Source organism: Porphyromonas gulae DSM 15663 (genome assembly GCF_000378065.1).
In the GTDB taxonomy this organism is placed as follows: Bacteria; Bacteroidota; Bacteroidia; order Bacteroidales; family Porphyromonadaceae; genus Porphyromonas; species Porphyromonas gulae.
Window position 1 is genome coordinate 73,833 of sequence record NZ_KB899150.1, and the last position, 16,568, is coordinate 90,400.

General features: G+C 45.8%; 16 protein-coding genes. All 16 read right to left on the reverse strand.

The window, feature by feature from the left end:
* Positions 1 to 6 precede the first annotated feature (6 nt).
* Positions 7 to 792 (reverse strand): electron transfer flavoprotein subunit beta/FixA family protein, encoded by a 786-nt coding sequence (locus F452_RS0102170; protein ID WP_018964624.1) that lies wholly within the window; start codon positions 790 to 792, stop codon positions 7 to 9.
* A 14-nt stretch (positions 793 to 806) separates the two neighbouring features.
* Positions 807 to 1,946 (reverse strand): acyl-CoA dehydrogenase, encoded by a 1,140-nt coding sequence (locus tag F452_RS0102175; protein ID WP_026292115.1) that lies wholly within the window; start codon positions 1,944 to 1,946, stop codon positions 807 to 809.
* Positions 1,947 to 1,991: 45 nt separating this feature from the next.
* On the reverse strand, positions 1,992 to 2,654 hold the full coding sequence (locus F452_RS0102180) for a 3-oxoacid CoA-transferase subunit B (RefSeq protein ID WP_018964626.1): 663 nt from the start codon (positions 2,652 to 2,654) through the stop codon (positions 1,992 to 1,994).
* Positions 2,655 to 2,677: 23 nt separating this feature from the next.
* Positions 2,678 to 3,469: a lysine 5,6-aminomutase subunit beta gene (gene kamE / locus F452_RS0102185; RefSeq protein WP_004584452.1), complete on the reverse strand. Its 792-nt coding sequence runs from the start codon at positions 3,467 to 3,469 to the stop codon at positions 2,678 to 2,680.
* The gene (gene kamD / locus F452_RS0102190; RefSeq protein WP_018964627.1) at positions 3,466 to 5,037 is read right to left on the reverse strand and encodes a lysine 5,6-aminomutase subunit alpha; all 1,572 of its coding nucleotides are present in this window, start codon (positions 5,035 to 5,037) and stop codon (positions 3,466 to 3,468) included. Before kamD ends, kamE begins: the two co-directional genes overlap by 4 nt.
* 27 nt (positions 5,038 to 5,064) lie before the next feature.
* Positions 5,065 to 6,456 carry a lysine 5,6-aminomutase reactivase ATPase KamC gene (gene kamC, locus F452_RS0102195; RefSeq protein WP_033317119.1) on the reverse strand — a complete coding sequence of 464 codons (1,392 nt, stop codon included), beginning with the start codon at positions 6,454 to 6,456 and terminating at the stop codon, positions 5,065 to 5,067.
* Complete coding sequence (gene kamB / locus F452_RS0102200; RefSeq protein WP_455566604.1) at positions 6,456 to 7,475, reverse strand: lysine 5,6-aminomutase reactivase subunit KamB; 1,020 nt, start codon at positions 7,473 to 7,475, stop codon at positions 6,456 to 6,458. The genes kamC and kamB overlap by 1 nt, the downstream gene beginning before the upstream one ends.
* A gap of 79 nt (positions 7,476 to 7,554) precedes the next feature.
* Positions 7,555 to 8,805, reverse strand: a complete 1,251-nt coding sequence (kamA, locus tag F452_RS0102205) for a lysine 2,3-aminomutase (protein WP_018964630.1) — start codon at positions 8,803 to 8,805, stop codon at positions 7,555 to 7,557.
* Positions 8,806 to 8,906: 101 nt separating this feature from the next.
* Entirely contained in the window at positions 8,907 to 9,950 is a 1,044-nt protein-coding gene (gene kdd, locus F452_RS0102210; protein WP_004584457.1) for an L-erythro-3,5-diaminohexanoate dehydrogenase, read from the reverse strand.
* A gap of 41 nt (positions 9,951 to 9,991) precedes the next feature.
* A complete protein-coding gene (kce, locus tag F452_RS0102215; RefSeq protein WP_018964631.1) occupies positions 9,992 to 10,813 on the reverse strand; it encodes a 3-keto-5-aminohexanoate cleavage enzyme in 822 nt (273 codons plus the stop codon).
* Between the two features lie 26 nt (positions 10,814 to 10,839).
* Complete coding sequence (gene kal / locus F452_RS0102220; RefSeq protein WP_033317114.1) at positions 10,840 to 11,229, reverse strand: 3-aminobutyryl-CoA ammonia lyase; 390 nt, start codon at positions 11,227 to 11,229, stop codon at positions 10,840 to 10,842.
* 55 nt (positions 11,230 to 11,284) lie between these two features.
* On the reverse strand, positions 11,285 to 11,929 hold the full coding sequence (locus F452_RS0102225) for a CoA transferase subunit A (protein ID WP_018964633.1): 645 nt from the start codon (positions 11,927 to 11,929) through the stop codon (positions 11,285 to 11,287).
* 259 nt (positions 11,930 to 12,188) lie between these two features.
* Positions 12,189 to 13,112, reverse strand: a complete 924-nt coding sequence (locus F452_RS0102230) for a dihydroorotate dehydrogenase (RefSeq protein WP_026292116.1) — start codon at positions 13,110 to 13,112, stop codon at positions 12,189 to 12,191.
* Positions 13,094 to 13,891 carry a dihydroorotate dehydrogenase electron transfer subunit gene (locus F452_RS0102235; RefSeq protein ID WP_018964635.1) on the reverse strand — a complete coding sequence of 266 codons (798 nt, stop codon included), beginning with the start codon at positions 13,889 to 13,891 and terminating at the stop codon, positions 13,094 to 13,096. Before F452_RS0102235 ends, F452_RS0102230 begins: the two co-directional genes overlap by 19 nt.
* A gap of 51 nt (positions 13,892 to 13,942) precedes the next feature.
* Positions 13,943 to 14,383, reverse strand: coding sequence for a helix-turn-helix domain-containing protein (locus tag F452_RS0102240; protein WP_018964636.1), 441 nt, complete (start codon positions 14,381 to 14,383; stop codon positions 13,943 to 13,945).
* Positions 14,384 to 15,788: 1,405 nt separating this feature from the next.
* Positions 15,789 to 16,565: a DUF4252 domain-containing protein gene (locus F452_RS0102245; RefSeq protein ID WP_018964637.1), complete on the reverse strand. Its 777-nt coding sequence runs from the start codon at positions 16,563 to 16,565 to the stop codon at positions 15,789 to 15,791.
* Positions 16,566 to 16,568: the final 3 nt, after the last annotated feature.

A 16,568-nucleotide genomic window follows, 5' to 3' on the forward strand; every position in this document is an offset into this window, starting at 1 on the left:
TGTTGTTCAGATGATGAATTTCTCTTTCAGTTTGTTGAAGATAATGTCAGCAGCTTCTTCGGGAGTGATATCTTCATGCAGTGCTCCCATGGCCTTGGCTCCCTTGGTGAATGACTTCTTCACGCTCGTGGGAGAACCGGCCAAACCGATTCTTTCCGGATCGACATCAATGTCGCTTGCTCCCCAGCATTCAATGGGTCTGTCGAAGGTTTCCATAATGCCACGAACGCGCATGTAGCGAGGCTTATTAGCCGTAGCCAACAAGGTAAGCATACAAGGAAGCTCTACTTCCAAAATCTCATGTCCTTCTTCCGTGCTCTTGCGAACAGTCAGAGTTTGCTTGCCATCGAATGTGGCTTCTTCCACGTATGTGATCTGTGGGAGATCAAGCTGCTCGGCAATCTGAGGTCCTACCTGAGCCGTATCACCGTCGATAGCTTGACGGCCAGCGATAATCAGGTCATGATCTATCTTTCGCAACGCTTGAGAGAGGGTGTAGCTCGTGGCCAATGTGTCGGCTCCACCGAACTTACGATCGCTGACAAGGATGGCATGATCTGCACCCATGGCATATGCTTCGCGCAGGATAGCTTCTGCCTGTGGCGGTCCCATCGTGATCACAGTTACGTGTGCATTGTGGGTGTCCTTGAAGCGAAGAGCTTGTTCCAAAGCTCCCTTGTCATCGGGGTTCATGATACTGGGCACACCGTCACGAATGAGCGTGCCTTTTACAGGATCCAATTTGATTTCGGTAGTATCGGGTACCTGTTTGATACAAACAACGATATTCATAGTCTAATGCTTGATTATTTTAATAAGTTGGATGCGATTACCAAGCGTTGAACTTCGCTGGTACCTTCGTAAATCTCAGTGATCTTAGCATCGCGCATCATACGCTCTACCGGATACTCACGAGTATAGCCATATCCTCCGTGGAACTGAACCGCTTTCGTAGTCATATCCATAGCCGTTTCTGCGCAGTAGAGTTTGGCCTGAGCCGATTCCATCGTATAAGGCATCTTCATATCCTTCTTCCAGCTTGCCAAACGAACCAACAAACGAGATGCCTGAATGCGGCATTGCAGGTCGGCAAGTTGGAATTGTGTGTTCTGGAATTGAGCGATGCTGCGACCGAATTGCTTACGCTCTTTGGTGTACTTCACCGTCTCGTCCATGGCTCCCTGTGCAATACCGAGGGCCTGAGATGCGATACCGATACGTCCGCCATCAAGGGTTTTCATGGCGATTTTGAAGCCACCGCCTACGCGACCGAGAAGATTCTCTTTGGGGACGATGCAGTTTTCAAAAATAAGTTCGCATGTAGCCGAACCACGGATACCCATCTTCAGCTCTTTCTTTCCTATAGAGAAGCCGGGAGTTCCTTTTTCAACAATGAATGCTGTGATACCACGTGTGCCCTGGCTCTTGTCTGTCATGGCAAATACCACATATACGTGAGCATATTCGGCATTGGTGATAAAAATCTTGTTACCGTTAAGTATGAAATGATCTTCCTTCTCTTCAGCAAAAGTTTGCTGAGCAGCAGCATCCGTACCTGCATTGGGTTCGGTAAGTCCAAATGCACCGATCCATTCGCCGGAACAGAGTTTCGGCAAATACTTCATCTTTTGTTCTTCTGTTCCATTTTCGTAGATGGGAGCTGCGCACAAAGATGTGTGTGCAGAAAGAACCACGCCAGTGGTAGCACATACACGGCTTAGTTCCTCCACTGCCATCGAATACATTACGTTTGTACCGCCGGCACCACCGTACTCAACGGGGAAAGGGATGCCCATCAGTCCGATTTCGCCCATCTTCTTTACTGTTTCGATGGGGAAACGTTCCTGCTCGTCAATTTCTGCCGCCAGAGGTTTTACTTCTTTCTCGGCGAAACTGCGGATCATCTCAAGAAACAATTGTTCTTGGGGTGTCTGAGAAAAGTTCATAATTCTTGAAGTTTATTTGGTTTGTAGTGATACTAAAAACTCTTTTTATTGTTGCATCGGGATGATCTCAGAAGCAAAAGTCAATGAAGCTTCAGTCGCAGCTTGTACTTGTTCTGCTGTAAAATCCGGATGTATTTCTGTTACGACAAGGCCTTTTTCCGGGCACACTTCGATCACACACATTTCTGTGATAATCAGGTTTACTTGTCCTTTTGCCGTAAGCGGCAAAGAGCATTTCTTCATGATTTTGGGGCTACCCTTGGCTGTATGCTCCATGGCCAAAATTACCTTGCGAGTTCCTACCAGCAAATCCATGGCTCCTCCCATACCGGGTGCTTTCTTGCCGGGAATAAGCCAGTTGGCCAAGTCCCCATTTTCGTCTACTTGCAATGCTCCGAGTACACTGACATCCACATGTCCACCACGAATGATGGCAAATGAGGTAGCACTGTCAAATGAGGCAGCACCCGGAATAGCCGTAATGGAACCTCCCCCGGCATTGATCAGATAAGGATCTTCTTTGCCTGTTTCCGGAGCAGGGCCCATCCCAATCATGCCATTTTCAGACTGCAAATATACTTGTACTCCGGGTTTTAGGTAATTGGGCACCATCGTCGGCAGACCTATACCGAGGTTGACCACATCACCATCTTTCAATTCGAGGGCAACGCGCTTGGCGATCACTTCTCTGATTTGATCTTTTTCCATGATGAAAAATATTTTATCGATTTCTATTTGTTATTCATTCTCTTATGAAACTCCTGAGCGATGAATGAAGCAACATCATCCGCATATGTATTGGCACCGAATCCTGCATCATAGCCAAGCTCTTTGGCCAATTCATAAGTGATACGAGGCCCTCCACAGGCCAAGATCATCTTATCTCTCAGACCTTCTGCCTCCATGAGTTCGACCAGCTCTATCAGATTCTTGATATGCACATCTTTCTGTGTTACTGTTTGAGATACCAAAAGAGCATCAGCATTGAGCTCGATTCCCTTGGCAATAAACTCTTCATTCGGAACCTGACTGCCAAGATTGTATGCTTCGATCATTTCGTAGCGTTCCAAACCATAATGACCGGCAAAGCCTTTCATATTCATGATGGCATCAATGCCTACCGTATGGGCATCAGTGCCTGTACTGGCTCCAACCACTACTATCTTTCGGCCGATATTCTCACGGATAAAGTCGTCTGTTTCAGCCATATCCCATTTCGTAGATTCTACTTTCGGAACATAGATAGAGCTATAGTCTACTGTATGTTCGCAGCTTCCATAACAGTTGAAAAAAGTAAAACCTTCTGTCAGTTCGCGGAAGAATACTACTTGAGGATTCTGCATCCCCATTTTCTTGATGAGCTGCTTGGCTGCTTCGATGGCTTCATCTCCAGCCGGAACAGGTAAGGTAAAACTAAGCTGCACTTTACCGTCATTCATCGTATCGCCATAGGGCTTGATGCGCGATAGATCTAATGTCTGATCGAAATCTCTTCCTTCTGTCGAATATAGTCCACCGCTCATAACTTACCACTCATATTAAAGTTTTTCATCAGCTCGATTGTCGGGTTGTAGTAGTGTGCTTCCTTCTTGGCAACACCGCTTAAACCCTTTCCTCCGTTCATCGGGCGTTTTACATCACCAAAAATACCTTTTTCCAAAGCAGAGAAGAGACCTTCTTCCTTCAATCTTTCAAGCAAATTGACGGTCTTGTCAAGCACTTCACGTGCTCGGCTCTGTACGATACCACCCTCCTTGAACTCAACCTCCGATCCGATATTCTTCATATTGGAGAAAATATATTTGGCATTTTCGATCGAAAGATAGCGGTCGCTCATAAAAGGAGTATGGATAGCTTCGGTAGGCATACCGAGCAGCTGGATACCCTGAGAGGTCCACACACCGATTATATTGAAAAGGGCATCCTGCAAATGACCACGGAAAATGTTGCCGGTCATGAACTTCGTAGGAGGCATGTATTTAAGCGGAGCTTTGGGGAAAATTTCTCTGGTCATTTGTGCTTGGGCCAACTCGAAAAGGAATCCATTTTCGAGCATGGGATCCATTTCAAATGCATGTCCAAGCCCCATCTGTTCTGAAGGCAATCCGGCTGTAAGAGCCAGCTGCTCATTGATCAAATCCGAGGCAAGTACGGTATGTGCTTCTTCTACGGCATCAGCTGTGGTCAGATAGTTATCCTCGCCGGTATTGATGATAACACCGGCAAATCCGTTGATGACACGACTCATGTACTGATCCACCAGAGTACGTTGCATATTGATGTCTCGGAAAAGAATTCCATAGAGAGCATCATTGAGCATTACGTCCAAGCCTTCGAGTGCTCCCATTACGGCTATTTCCGGCATGCAAAGACCCGAACAATAGTTGCAGAGCCTGATGTACCGACCGACCTCTTCTCCAACCTCATCCAAGGCTTTTCGCATGATACGGAAGTTTTCCTGTGTAGCAAAAGTTCCCCCGAATCCTTCTGTCGTAGCTCCGTAAGGGACATAGTCGAGCAAACTCTGTCCCGTAGTACGTATTACGGCAATAATATCGGCTCCTTGGCGAGCAGCTGCTTGTGCTTGAACGACGTCTTCATATATATTGCCGGTAGCAACAATAACGTATAGATAAGGTCTTGGCCCTTCTCCGAGAGTCTCGATATAGTCCTCTCTTCTCTTTCTGTTGGCAGCTATTTTTTGCATCCCTGCTGTTATGAGCGGTGCCAATGTGTCTGCAATGACGTTGGCAGGACAGAAGGGATAAGAGGTAAGATCTATTTCGCCGACAGCCACACCTTCGGCAATTTCCTGAGGAGATTTCCCTGTAGCAACTATTCCATTTGCTAAAAAGAACAGAGCACCATGCCCCAAAACATTCCGGTCTTTCAGATGGTCGACCAATACATTGGGTAGTGGAACAGCATTGCCATCCACTCCATCAACCCCGATTAGGCGACAGAGGGTGCGTTCCACGGCTACAGTCGTGTATTGTTCGACGAATGTCTGTACGTTACCGGCTATTTCTCCGGCAATGCTTCTGGCATATTCTACCTTGGAGAAATCAATTCCGACTTTACTTTTTTGCATACTTATGATATGTATTCTTGCTTTATGCTATTTCGTGTTGTTCAAAAACTGTTTACATTCTGTCATTAGAGCCTCATTAACCCCAAGGATCTCTGCTATGCGTATTGCTTCGTGTGGGACATCGTTTCCGCTCACTTCTTCGAGCGTATAGTCCACACATTTGGTGAGGGAGTTTACTTGTAGAGGCAGGTTCACTTTGTCTTCTCTAAAACCACGCACTTTCAAGCGGCGACATGGAATGTCTATACTGCCATAATGTGTAGTGACGAGAGATCGGATCTTATACCTGCTCAATATAGCCAATAACCCACTGACAATGGCTTGTCCTTCTACAGGATTCGTTGTCCTTGCAGGTTCATCGACTAAAACGAGTAGTTGCTTTCCCTGTCCGGCCTCATCGGCAATGGACGAAAGACACATCATTTCCGCCCCGAAAGAGGAAAGCCCCTGTCTAATATCTTGCGCATCTCCAAGCGAAAGCATCACTTTTTCCACAGGGCATATCTCTGCCTTTTGTGCCGGCACATAAAAGCCATATTGATAGAGGATCTGAGCTAATGCGACTCCTTGCAGCAGCACACTTTTTCCTGCCATGTTAGCACCGGTAATTAAGGTTGGCAGAGAGGGTAGGGCTATATCTACCGGCTGGAATTTTTCTCCTTTTTCTTCCAGGAGGCTAAGAACATGTGGATGTACCAGTCCCGTATAGTTCGTAACACTATGACCGGAAACCGGTTTGCTCCATCCAAGCTGAAGGAATAGCTTGACCTTTGCTAATAACAGGTCTATCGCTCCCAACAATTCCAGAGTTGTAGCCAATCCAGCAGCATAAGGAGACAGCTGGCGAGAAAGTTGCTTTCGGACGATGTCTTCTTCTTGCAAACTTTCATTGCGAATTTCGATCTTGGCGTCTTCGTTTGTTTCCTTTTTGAGCTTGTCTCTCAACTCTCTCAATGTCTCCGAATATGCATCATATATATAGAAATGAGGAATTTTCTTTTCCTCCGGATCCAAAACGGAAACAATATGCGACAAATCGGGTAGGGGAGAGGTGAGATCATCTAACTTGTAAAAACGGATCAAATCCCGAATATCTTCACTTAAAATTGCCAAGAATTTGATCTCGAAAAAATCAATATCCGTGCAAACTACGTGGTGTGAAACAGAATATATCGTTCCTTGGATGTCACGCAGCTGCATTAATTTGTGTGCGATCTCATCCAGACCTCTTTCTTTTCGTTGGTCTGCTTGGTATGAGATGGCTATTTCTACACGAGAAAGAAGCTCTTCAATATCGGAAGCCTCGGTCAGAAACTCTTGCTCCAACAGACAACGCCGCCCTACAGATGAATGTATGCACAACTCATCTATTACATAGCGAAGGCCGCTAATGCTATTGATCTGTTCCCGTAGTTTCATCAACATTCAAGCGAGTTTAGCCCTCTTACATCGTAGACCGGAATGCCGAGGGCTTTTTCCATTTCTCTGCGCAGCACTTCGGATTTCAGCTTGTACCCGCTGGGTGCTACCGGATTGATTGTCACGGCCAATAGCTTACCTCCATACAGAGATTTGATCTCATGTTTGCTCTGTAGAAAACGATCTACTGCTTCCGGCAAAGCAAACATACGTGTAAAATCTCTGATAATGAGACAGATTTTATCATCAGAGAGGCGAAGCTGTTCCAATAAGTTATCACTAACGGCTCCGGATACATAAATTCTGTTGCCGAAGCGAGTCAGGTCATTTCTGTTAGATGCATTCAGCATCAGTGCCGAACGAATCCCCAAGTCGTGAACGTTGCCCGACTCATCTATCCCCCATATGCCTTGTTCGATGGGGTCTAATCTCTCTGCCAATTCGGCTTCCACTGTAGGTAAAGAGATCAATCGATACACGGCAGCCGTTTTACGGACCAACTGAGGTATATTGATGGACAAAGCAGCTCCGGTAGCTAAAATCATAGCATCGGTAACGACAGGAGATGCCAGACACTTGCGAGAAAGAGCTCCATCTACAATAGTAGTTTGCACTCCGGAATTCGATAGGGTAGTTATCATTTTTCTTAACCCACCCGTCGTGGAAGGCCCTGAGAGCAATATCTTACCGGGTTCCAAAGAGCAGGCCGTGATGAGCCGTCCCAATGCAGTCCGATCTTCGCTGACATCAATAATCTCTGCAATCACTTCTTTCTGTAGATAATGCAACTCGGAGGTAACGAATATCATCCCTTTAGGCACCACTATTTCCGGCTTGGCCGTCTGAGTTACCTGGTCACTCTTTTCTCCATCTATGCCTATAGAAGTAAGGGCAACCCTATGCCGATAGGCATCGAGTCGCCTGATGATATAGTTGAGCGTTTCCGTTTTGCCGGTGTTCTTCTCCATTCCGAAAATGGATATGCTCCGGCTCTGCATGATCTTTTCTACAAAAGGCAATTTTTTTCTCTCTTTCTCTCTTTAAGCAAGCTCTCTCCCCAATGGCTTTGCAAAGGGGAGGGAGCTTATTTTCAATCAATTAGTTCTTATCGAACTTGCGTTTTTTGCGAGCTAAGTCGGAAGGCTCGATAGCCAACTGCTGGCCTCCGGAAAGTGCGGCTACACCCTCTTTATGCTTACCGGCTCGACAGTCCTCACAATCACACTCCTCATGATAATTCTCCGGTTCCGTATAGGTCGTGATAACACCTTCATAGTTGCGAAGAACCACATGTCGTGGGGACTGAGATACAACATAGTTCGGCATTACAGGTATCTTACCACCACCCCCCGGAGCGTCTACCACAAAGGTGGGGACAGCATAGCCCGAGGTGTGTCCACGCAGGTTCTCGATAATCTCGATGCCTTTGGATACCGGTGTGCGGAAATGACCTATACCAAGCGAGAGATCGCATACATAGATATAGTAAGGACGTACACGCATCTTTACAAGCAAATGCACCAATCTCTTCATCACATGCGTACAATCATTGATTCCACGCAATAAAACCGTTTGGTTACCCAACGGAATACCTGCATTGGCCATTCTTTCACAGGCCTCTACAGCTTCTTCCGTAATCTCATTCGGGTGGTTGAAGTGGGTGTTCAGCCACACGGGATGATACTTTTTGAGCATATCCACCAATTGAGGCGTTATGCGCTGAGGAAGGACTACCGGCGTACGGCTTCCTATACGAACGATCTCCACATGAGGTATTTCGCGCAGACGCTTCAATATGTATTCCAAGCGATCGTCGCTGACAAGGAGGGCATCGCCTCCCGAGAGCAAAACATCGCGGACTGTCGGTGTATTGGCTATATAGTCAATGCATCGATCGATACGCTCAGAAGGAGAAGAAGCATCTTTCTGTCCTGCGAAGCGACGGCGAGTACAATGACGACAGTACATCGAGCATTTGTCCGTGATAAGGAACAATACACGATCCGGATAACGATGAGTCAGTCCGGGTACGGGCGAATCTTCATCTTCACTAAGTGGGTCTACCTGATCTTCAGGAGCACGTACCAATTCCTGATGAGTAGGAATAGCTTGTTTACGAATCGGACAATTAGGATTCTCGGGGTCTATCAAACTCAAATAATAAGGTGTGATAGCCATTCGGAGCACTTTGAGCGATTCTTTTACTCCCTCTTCTTCTTCAGCGGTGAGTGTAACGTACTTTTTCAGCTGGTCGAGCGTCTCAATTCGATTGAGGACCTGCCAATGCCAGTCGTTCCATTGCTCATCGGTGACATCAGGGAAATAATACTTTCTACGACTTTCTGCCATGGTTATTGTGAGCTTTGGCTGATTATCTAAAAAAGAATACTACGGAGACAATGATTCCGAACCGGCTTATCATCTCTCCGTAGCAGCTTATTTCTTACGAATTAAGCGTACAATTCTGTGAAAACTTTACGCAAAGCCTCACATTCCCGAAGCTCCTGCAGTGTGATTTCGGCATGACCCTTAGTATAGCCATTACCAACGATCATAGTCACGTCACTGCCTACGCCCTCAGCCCCCAAAGCGGCTTTGGTGAAGCTTGTAGCCATAGAGAAGAAATAGACGATACCATCATTCTTCGTACAGAGGATGCTCGTCATTTCCGTATCGGTGATGTTTACGTTGTTGATCGTAACATCACACATCTCTCCGTTCGTAAGCTTTTCGATCTCTTCCATTACGGGTACCGGCTTCGTTGCATCGGCAGAGAATACATGATCACAGAAACCGAGAGCTTTCAAGCGATCCGTACTCTTCTGTGAGTGGCAAAGACCGATTACCTTACCGGTTACACCGGCACGTTTCTTGGCTTCGTAGCAGCAGAGCATACCGCTCTTGCCACCTGCGCCGATAATAAGTACCGTATCTCCCGGCTTCACCAATTTGGCTGTCTGAGCAGGAGCACCTGCCACATCAAGAGCCGACAGAGCCAACTTTTCAGGCAAATCGTTAGGAATCTTCGCATAGATACCGCTTTCGAAGAGAATAGCCTTTCCTTCGATGTCCACTTGATCTACATCCGGACGAATTTCCTTGATTTTGTCGATGCGGAGCGGCGTTAGAGAAAGCGACACGAGCGTGGCAATCTTATCGCCTACCTTCAAGTCGATTTTGTCTTTGAGAGCATCGCCGATCTTTTCAACTACACCGAGAAGCATCCCGCCTGAGCCTGTTACAGGGTTGCGATGTTTACCTTGTTTGGCTACAATGCCAAGCATGATTTCGGCGATTTTGGCCTTATCTCCACCGGCCTGTTCATGGATCTGCGTGAAACTTGCAGAGTCTATATTCAAAGTCTTAACATCGATGAGAATCTCATTGTCGTAGATTTCATCCATGTTGTTGTCCACTTTTTCAGCGGGCTGAGGTAGAACGCCCTGAGGGGCTAATACACGGTGTGTGCCGTATTTGTTTCCTTTCTTTTGCATTGTCGAAACGTATTGAGTGAATTTTGTGAGTTTTAGAGCCTTTATTTGCTAAGCCCCAATATCCGACGGGCTTCTGCCGGAGTGGCTATCTCACGACCCATTTCCTTGGCCATACGTACCACTTTTTCTACCAATTCTCCATTAGAGCGAGCTAAAACTCCTTTGGATATATATACATTGTCTTCGAAACCTACACGCACATGTCCTCCATCAATGATAGCCAATGCTGCGAGGGGAAATTCATAGCGTCCCACACCTGCTACAGTATATGTGGCATCTGCGGGGATACTTTCGCGAAGGAAAACGAAATCACGCATTTCTCCGCTGATACCGCCATTTACACCCATTACGAAGTCGAAGTGCATAGGGGATTGGATATAACCTTTGCGGTGAAGACGAAGAGCCATGTCGATCATACTCTTGTCGAAGACTTCGAGTTCGGGTTTGATACCACGCTCGATCATTTTCTCCCCGAAATATTTGATCGTGTTTTCCGTATTGGTGAACACTTCATCACCACCGAAGTTAAGGGTGCCACAATCCAAAGTGGCCATTTCGGGAGAAAGCTCTGTCGGTTGCAGACGTTCATCATTCGTCATGCCCACAGCACCTCCCGTCGAAGGCTGGATGATTACATCGGGACATACTGCCTTGATGGCATCCATGACTTGTTTGAAGCGATTTTTATCTTGAGTAGGGGTACCATCATCGTATCTCACATGGAGATGAATGATGCTGGCACCTGCATCATAGGCCGATTTGGCTTCACGTACACACTCTTCTACCGTATAGGGAACGGCCGGATTATGCTCTTTCAGAACCTCTGCACCGCAGATGGCTGCCGTAATGATCAATTTTTCCATAATTACAGTCGGTATAATGGTTTTACTTATTTGTTGCGCTGACAGTTAGCCGGCACTACACATGTGCCCGTAGCACGGCATACCACTATAGGTTCGTCAAGTACATCTGCTGCCGAATCCGAAATATCAGTACGAGGACGAATCACCTTACGGGCTTCGAATTTCATCTTTCGACTGGTATTTCCCACATGAGTGATTTCGCCTACAGCCTCTATATAGTCTCCTGCAAATACCGGAGCCAAAAATTCCACATTGTCATAAGCACAGAAGAGGCCTTCATCACCGTCTTGCATGATAAGGAGTTCTGTGGCAACGTCTCCGAAGAGCTGGAGCATGCGAGCCCCATCTACTAAGTTACCTCCGTAATGAGCATCATGTGCACTCATCCGAAGACGGATCATTGATGTCTTTGTCATAGTCGTATTGGAGTTATTGTGAGTAGTTGATTGGTCTGTGAGCAGAGATTACTGCTTATTGAAGGATATAATCCACGAATATGCCACTGGTGTGGATTTGTTCCATGGGGATCTGTCCGGTAGGGCGGATTTCTTCGATTTCTGCTACTACACAGTCTGCTGCCATAGCCATCAGCGGCTGGAAGTTCTGTGTTGTACCTTTATAGATGAGATTCCCGAATTCATCGCCAACGCTTCCTTTAATAAAGGCAAAGTCAGCACGGATAGGTTTTTCGAGCAAAAAAACCTCGCCATCAATCTCGATCTTCTGTTTGCCTTCTTCGATTACAGTCCCAAGCCCTGTAGGAGTCAATACTCCTCCCAAGCCGGCTCCTCCTGCTCGTACTCTCTCTGCAAGAGTGCCCTGAGGACTAAATTCGATTATCAACTCGCCTGTATTCATTTGATCACCGGTCATGGGGTTCGTACCGATGTGAGAAGCTATCAACTTCTTCACCTGATGGTTTGCAATGAGCCGACCACAACCACGATCCGGATAGGACGTGTCGTTGGCAATAAGGGTGAGATCCTTGACACCGCTCTTTACTAGTTCGTCGATAATCCTTTCGGGGGTACCATTCGCTAAAAAGCCACCCACCATGATAGTCATACCGTCCTTAAACAAGGCGGACAACTTTTCAGCCGAAATCGCTTTATTCATGGTTTTTTCTGTTTTTTATTTTGTTGAGAATTCTATTTCCTTCTCTTTTCGTGACAAATCTGTATGTATCAACTTATTTCGGTTGATATAATTGCGCACCAAAGATAGTGCCAATTTGGGAGTTGCAAAAATAACAGTAGAGCCGAGGCTTATGGCTAAGCATTAGTCGGGGATTAGCTGTTTCATAAAGAGTTCATTCAAAGGATAAACATACATACAAGTAAACATAATACAGATTATTGATTGCCTTGCACGCCTTCTAATTATGTTCAATTACGAGTGAGCCGATCAGCTCTTTTACATCACTGATTCCATGCCTTCGGAGATAATCCTCTATGGCATCGACTATATGAGAAGCTGCAGCAGGATCTACGAAGTTGTAGCAGCCCACCTGCACAGCCGTGGCTCCGGCCAATAAAAACTCGATGGCATCAGCCGCAGATGCGATCCCTCCCATACCGATTATAGGCACTTGTACCACCTTGGCGGTTTGCCATACCATACGTAGAGCAATGGGCTTGATACATGGCCCGGAAAGGCCTCCTGTAATGGTCGAAAGGATGGGACGGCGTTTTTCCGCATCAATAGCCATACCAAGAAACGTATTGACCATCGAAATGGCATCGGCACCCTCAGCCTCTACCGCACGAGCTATCTCTGTGATGTCAGTCACATTGGGAGAAAGTTTTACGATCAATGTCTTGTCATAAGCTCGGCGCACAGCTTTAACGACGGACGCCGCCCCCTCGCAGGTAACGCCATAAGCCATACCTCCCTGCTTGACATTGGGACAAGATATATTCAATTCTATAGCCCGGATATGCTCCAGCTCATTTATTATTCGGGAAGTCTCTGCATAATCGTCCAAGGTGGAGCCACTTACATTGACGATCATCTCCGTCCGATAATCCTTGATAACCGGATATATATGCTCTACAAAGTAGTGAACACCCTTATTTTGCAAGCCCACGGCATTCAGCATCCCCGATGGAGTCTCGGCCATGCGTGGATACGCATTCCCTTCCCGATGATGGAGCGTGGTTCCTTTGACAACTATGGCACCCAACCGGTCTATATCGATAAAATCTTTGTATTCGGTACCATAGCCATAGGTGCCGCTGGCAGTCATTACGGGATTTTTAATAGTTAATCCCCTACCGATTTCTACTTCTGTTCGAACCATTGTAATCTATCTGTATTGAAGACCGGTCCTTCCGTACAGACGCAAAGATTGCCTTCTTTTGTATTTTCCACACAACACAAACAAGCCCCGATACCACAAGCCATGGTATTCTCCAGAGAGACCTCACACGGGACATTTCGTTGACGTGCCAGGGATGCTACAGCCACCATCATTGCTTTTGGGCCACACACATATATATGAGAAAAATCAGCTTCCCGAAGGGTCGGGTGGTTCGTGACAAAGCCCTTCACCCCCAACGAACCGTCCTCTGTGGTGCAATGCAGGTTGGCAAAGCGGGAAAATCTGTCCTGCATAACGATCAGATCGGCAGAACGCGCACCAAGCAGAACATCCGGCACGATCCCCATCTCTCTGATACAACGGGCCAAATAGAGCATAGGAGCCGTGCCTACACCGCCACCCACGAGAAGAGGACGGTACTCTCCATCCGGCTGATCGTTAAGCGTAAAGCCCTGTCCAAGCGGATATAAAAGATCCAACGAATCGGATACTTGCAATAAAGCTAAAGCATGTGTGCCCTTGCCTGCTTTTTGAACCAGAAGCAATAGTTCCTGCCGTTCGTAATCGACATCACAAACAGAGATAGGCCGACGCAAAAAAGCCCCTTGGGCATCAGTCAGTACCTGAACAAACTGTCCGGGTTTTATTTCCGGCAGAGATAATCGGGCTTCATTATGCTCCGGTACAAGTGTAAGAAGGAAATAGCTGTCGTTTAGCTTCGTATTGGCTGCTACACGCAGTTTATGGTTGTATTTCATCGAGAAACCGAGTTGCAGTATTCGAGTGCAAAATTACGAAAAAAGAGAGGCTTACTCTTTGTTTGAGCGAAACTCTTGATAGCTGCCATCCGAATAGAAAACCGTAATTCTCTCGATTTGCTTCGCAGGCATTTGAACGATCTTGATTTCCGGCTCCGGTCTGCCCGATGAGCTCTGTATGCCAGAATTATCTTTAGTCCTTGTATGCAACTCCTGCTCCGGCATGGAAGAATAAGAGAAAAGATCATTCTCAAAAGGCATTTTATCCGATTGTTGAGGCCCTTTGCCAAAGATAATCCACTCCGCACTCCATTCATCGAATCCCTGCACGATCTTGTTGATCATGTCCAAGGTCACTTTATTTCTGCCGGAGGTAATGTGCGTCAGAGCGGAACGGGAAATTCCGGCTTGATCAGCGAAAGCAGAAGGAGTCATTCCCAACTGCTCCATCATGGAAAGAATACGCATCTTAATTGCATCTGCATCGATCATAATACTGTCTTTTTGTCACCTTTTTGAGCAAATCATATCCACAGAAGCAAATTTACAAATTCGAATTTACATCCACAAACGGGGTAACAGCAATGTACAACCCAAACTAATTACAAATGTATCGCACATTTGTGCGATTACACTTGGATTGTCAATAAGCTTGGAGTTATCAACATCTACCATCAGTTTAGATTTATCCTATAATATAATGGTTATAAGTAATATAATATATCACATTAGAACTTATAAGGCCATTAAGAATCAACAACGCCACTCCCCCACTCTATTTCGATACAAATACTTCATATAATATAATATAATAACCTGATAACTATTGTATTATACATTTAATATAAAGGTGTATAAAGCTGTATAGCTCGGTTTGTTTTCAAGTGTAAATCGCTGCAATACACATGTATATTAAGATCGGTTCAATTTGATTACATCCTGACCGAATCAAGATTGTAAACTGAAAACGAGTTTCGAAGTGTAATTTATCCCCATTTGTGACTGCACAAATGTAACGCAATAAAGATGGATCCTCTAAACTGACAAAATGGCGGTATCAACAAATTAAGTGGCTTAAAAAACATGGCTCAGAAGGCTTCTAAAAATTTTCGATGACCTCTCACTACCTCAATAGCCTTGAAGGGGATATTCGGCCTAAAAAGGGCAAAATATGGCACCGATGATAAAAAAGAGAAATCCAAGTAGCCGAATAGCCTGTTCTCGACTCTGATGATAAATAAAGAAACTACCTTCTCCTTAGCGTAACACTTGCACTAAAAACACGCGCCAAAAAAGTTTTCAACAACGAAGATGAGTTTGGAATGATTCCAAATAAGAGGTTAATAAGAAGTGGATTTTGAAGGCCAAAAGGTGTGGAGGTGGACTTTTTCGGATCGAAACAGGGCTTTTGAGAGATAGGATAACGATCTATATACAAATCGTTTTCGATAAATATATAGATCGTTTTCGATTTGTATATAAATCGTTTTCAATTTATATATAGATCGAAACTCATTTCTATATAAATCGAAGGCCGAAAAAGGCCTTTTCACTGGGCTATAAAACAGAGGCACCCACATGATTCGTAGCCGAACCGTGTGGGTGCCTTATATTTTGGGGAGACGGTATCTATTCTTTATTCCGCCTCATTCCATAGCTGCATATCTCATTCAATCCGGTATATGACACAGGTATAAACAAAAGATATGGCCATAGTTAGTCATAGTCCTTGGACAGAGGACAAGTTGGGAATCGGAGTGCAGGATTGTTCTCATCAGGTCGTTTACTAATATAGTTTGATACAAGCGGCATTGCAGCTCTCAGCAGGCTGCTGTAACCGTAGGCAAAAGTACGCATTTATCCGACACCGATGCTTGTTTCCCTGAAACGAAAAAGCTCAATCCAGATCGGCCATATCTATCTTCCAGGTAGAATCGGGAAAAATCAGATAGGATTCTGCTCCTGCCTTTCGGAGTTCTTCCCGGGCCTTTTTCATTTCTTCGCGGTATTGTTTGCGAGCTTTCTCCATCTCTTGGCGGAACTTTTCCCGTTCCTTGCGCCATTCTTGATTTTGCTTTTTCTGAGCCTTGAGATACTCTTGGTAGTATTTCTCCTTTTGCTTGCGATATTTTCGCATAGCCTCCGAGTTGTCAGGCTTCAAAACGTTCCACTCCTTGCGGAAATAACGCGAACGGCCATTGGGATAAATCATTTGATTGAGCTGCTCTCGCGTGAATGTCCCTTCCATGACGAGTGCACGTATTTCCTCCGTGTCCTCCGTGTACAGGACAAGTGTCCGAAACGTATTCTTCTTGCTCTTCTCGGCATAGAGACCGATTCGCTCGCTGCCATCCTGTACAGACATCAGCTCCTCATAGTCCTTACGGCTTCCACTCATAATCGGTGAAAAGGTCCTGCGAATCAGAGCCGCGGACGAAGAGCGATTCATATCGGTCGAAAAAATGTACATCCCATCCAGCAACGACATATTGATGCTAATATCCGTCTTCCGTTTCAGGTACTTCGAAGCCATTTTGAGCATCGACTTGGAGAGATAGACGGATTCGATGCCGTTATCTTTCCTGAGTTCTTCCACTTTTATACGCTGGGCATTGGCTATCGGGGACAGCATACATACAGCCACGATCAGGGCTACGATCATTTTTGCTTTCATCTC